Genomic DNA, 2,931 nt, shown 5'->3' with positions numbered 1-2,931 from the left:
CGTCGACATGGTGAAACAGCTTTCTCGTAAATGCGTCCAAAATTCGGGCCGGGTATAGCAGACTGACCCAGACCCACACAGAGAAAATCATCACATCTTGGTCAGAATGGGGCCGTTTCGGGAACACGGGCAAGCTCTGCGGGACCATTGTCGCGGGTGACAGGAAAATCCATGTCTCGACATCGGGTTTTGGTCATCGTCGCCGGATTTCCCTCGGGATATTGCCCTGCGTGCCCTGACCCCCGGCCCTCATCCAGTTGAAGCCAGAACCGGCGGTCGATAACTGCGCGGCTGCGCGGAGCCTGTCGCCAATTTCGACAAGTTGGGCGTCGAACGCTACCCGGGTCTGGCTGGCGCATGGCCGAGAGAGAATGCCTCATGGCTTTGGGAGATGACCGGGACGTCATTGAGGGCCCAGTGGACAGGTGGGGTTCTTGATTTCTTTCGTGCCGTAAACGGATCGTTTCCTTTCTTTGATGTAGTGCTATTGGAAAGCCGCGGCGCGACAGGCTCGGGTACGAGTGGCTCCCCCACCCTCTGTACCTGCCGAACACAGGATGAATAGGTCTGAGTATGGCACGAACGGATCAGACAGGCGTGGATGAGCTGCGCAAAGCGCGAAACCGCGGGCGCACTCTTCTCGGCTGGGCCTTCATCTTTTCGATTTTCGTCAATTTTCTGATGCTGACGGGCCCGCTCTACATGCTGCAGGTGTACGATCGAGTCCTGTCCTCACGATCCATCGAGACGCTGGTCGCGCTGACAGTGCTGGTCGCGGCTCTTTACGCCGTGATGGGGGTGCTCGATTACGCGCGGGGCCGGGTCATGGCGCGGGTCGGGGCGCGGTTCCAGAGCACGCTTGATAGCCGCGTCTTTGAGGCGACGCTGCGCCGCTCGGTCGATCCAAAGGAACGGTTGGTTGCGACTGGCGCACAGCACGACCTCGATGCCGTGCGAGATCTCTTCACCTCTCCGGTGCTGCTGTCGCTCATGGATATTCCGTGGACGCCAATTTTTATAGCAGCGATCTTCTTGTTCCACCCGATGCTCGGCTGGCTGGCTGTGGCCGGAGGCGCTGTGATCGTGCTGACGGCGTTCCTCAATCAGATTCTGACGGCGCGCCGGGTGCGCGACGCTCAGATTGGCAGCCAAGCCGCCCAAAGCTTTGCCGAAGAGGCGCGTAATGGCCGCGAGGTGGTGCTGAGCCAAGGTCTGCGCGGCACCATGCAAAGCCGTTATCTAGAACTGCGGGACCAGGCGCTGGAGGCCAACATCTCGGCCAGTGACTGGACTGGAAGCTTTTCAGCCTTCACCAAGGCCTTCCGATTATTTTTGCAATCCGCCATGCTGGGAGCCGGGGCATATCTTGTCCTGCTCGGCCAGATGACGCCAGGAGCAATGATTGCCGGATCCATCTTGCTGGGCCGGGCGCTGGCACCGATTGAGCAGGCGATGGGACGCTGGCCGGTCCTGCAGCGCGGCCGAGCCGGCTGGCAGGCGCTTGGAAAATATCTGCAGGCTGTCCCGGTCATGGCGCCGCGTACCGCTTTGCCAACGCCGGTGCCGCGGCTCAAGGTGACGGGTCTGACGGTGGTCCCGCCAGGAGAACGCGTGCCAGTCCTGCGCAACATTTCCTTTGCGCTGGAACCGGGTCACGCACTTGGGGTGATCGGGCACAGCGGATCTGGCAAGTCCACCTTGGCGCGGGCGCTTGCTGGCTTCTGGCCGATTGCTGCGGGCGAGGCGCGCCTCGGAGGGGCAACGCTCGACCAGTACGACTCTGATAGCCTTGGCCGCCACATTGGGTATCTGCCACAGACCGTCACGCTGTTTTCCGGCACGGTTGCTCAAAATATTGCCCGCATGGCGGATCGGCCTGACGATCCGATGGTGATCTCAGCTGCGCGTAGTGCCAACGCCCATGACATGATCATGCAACTGCCCAATGGCTACGACACACGACTCGATGGTACGGAGAACCAGCTTTCTGGCGGTCAGCGCCAACGCATCGCTTTGGCGCGGGCGCTTTATGGCAATCCGGTGCTGCTCATCCTCGATGAGCCGAACTCAATGCTCGATGCAGATGGCTCAGCTTCTCTCAACGAGGCGATGCGCCAGCTGAAGGCCCAGAACAAGATTCTGATGGTCCTGACCCACCGGCCGCAGGCTATTGCCGAATGTGATCAACTGATGGTGCTGAACAAGGGCACAATCGTGGCGCTTGGCCCACGCGACGAAGTGCTGGTGCGGACGGGATCCAATGTGCAGCCCCTGCGTGAAGCGCTTGGCCAGAAAGTGAACCCATGAGCCGAAAGGAAAACCCCGGGGGGGAAAGAACAGACAGGCAGACAGCTGGCGATCTCGCGGCGCGCTGGCCGGGGGCTGTTCCGCTGTGGTTGGGAATTATTGCGTTGATCGTGCTGGTAGGTGGGCTGGGTCTCTGGTCGGTCAGCACGACACTGGCCGGTGCGGTGATCGCCCAAGGCGTCGTACAGGTCGAAAACAACCGCCAGATCGTGCAACATCCCGATGGCGGGGTGGTGGGCGAAATACTTGTCAAGGAGAGTGATGTCGTCGCCCGGGGTGATGTGTTGATCCGGCTGGACGGGCGCCGACTACAATCGGAGTTGAGCATCGTCGAAAGCCAGCTTCTGGAAATCGGCGCCCGCAAGGCTCGGCTGATCGCCGAGCGTGACAACGCTCCTGATATCGATTTCTCCATGCTGTTGCAGATGCTGCCTGCGGGGGCACCCGAGGCTGAGCATGTCATTCAGGGCGAGGCCACCCTGTTTCACGCGCGTCGCGAAGCGATCGCTCAGGAGCGCAGCCTCCTGATGGAACAAAACGAGCAAATCGAAAATCGTACCCTCGGGGTGGAGACCCAGCTTTCTGCCTTGCAGCTGCAGACCGATTTGGTGCTGGTCGAGCAGG

2 protein-coding genes are annotated in these 2,931 nt (G+C 60.8%); both read left to right on the top strand.

Annotated elements, in window-relative coordinates:
* The first annotated feature begins 597 nt into the window (after positions 1-597).
* Positions 598-2,307, top strand: coding sequence for a type I secretion system permease/ATPase (locus tag GPT34_RS17685; protein ID WP_291015346.1), 1,710 nt, complete (start codon positions 598-600; stop codon positions 2,305-2,307).
* Positions 2,304-2,931: biotin/lipoyl-binding protein (locus tag GPT34_RS17680; RefSeq protein WP_291015344.1), on the top strand; the 628-nt coding region annotated here is incomplete at its 3' end. The genes GPT34_RS17685 and GPT34_RS17680, both read left to right, overlap by 4 nt.

The sequence above is a fragment of the Hydrogenophaga sp. genome (genome assembly GCF_011390835.1).
GTDB lineage: Bacteria > Pseudomonadota > Gammaproteobacteria > Burkholderiales > Burkholderiaceae_C > Hydrogenophaga.
This window is presented reverse-complemented; position numbering and strand designations above follow the sequence as displayed.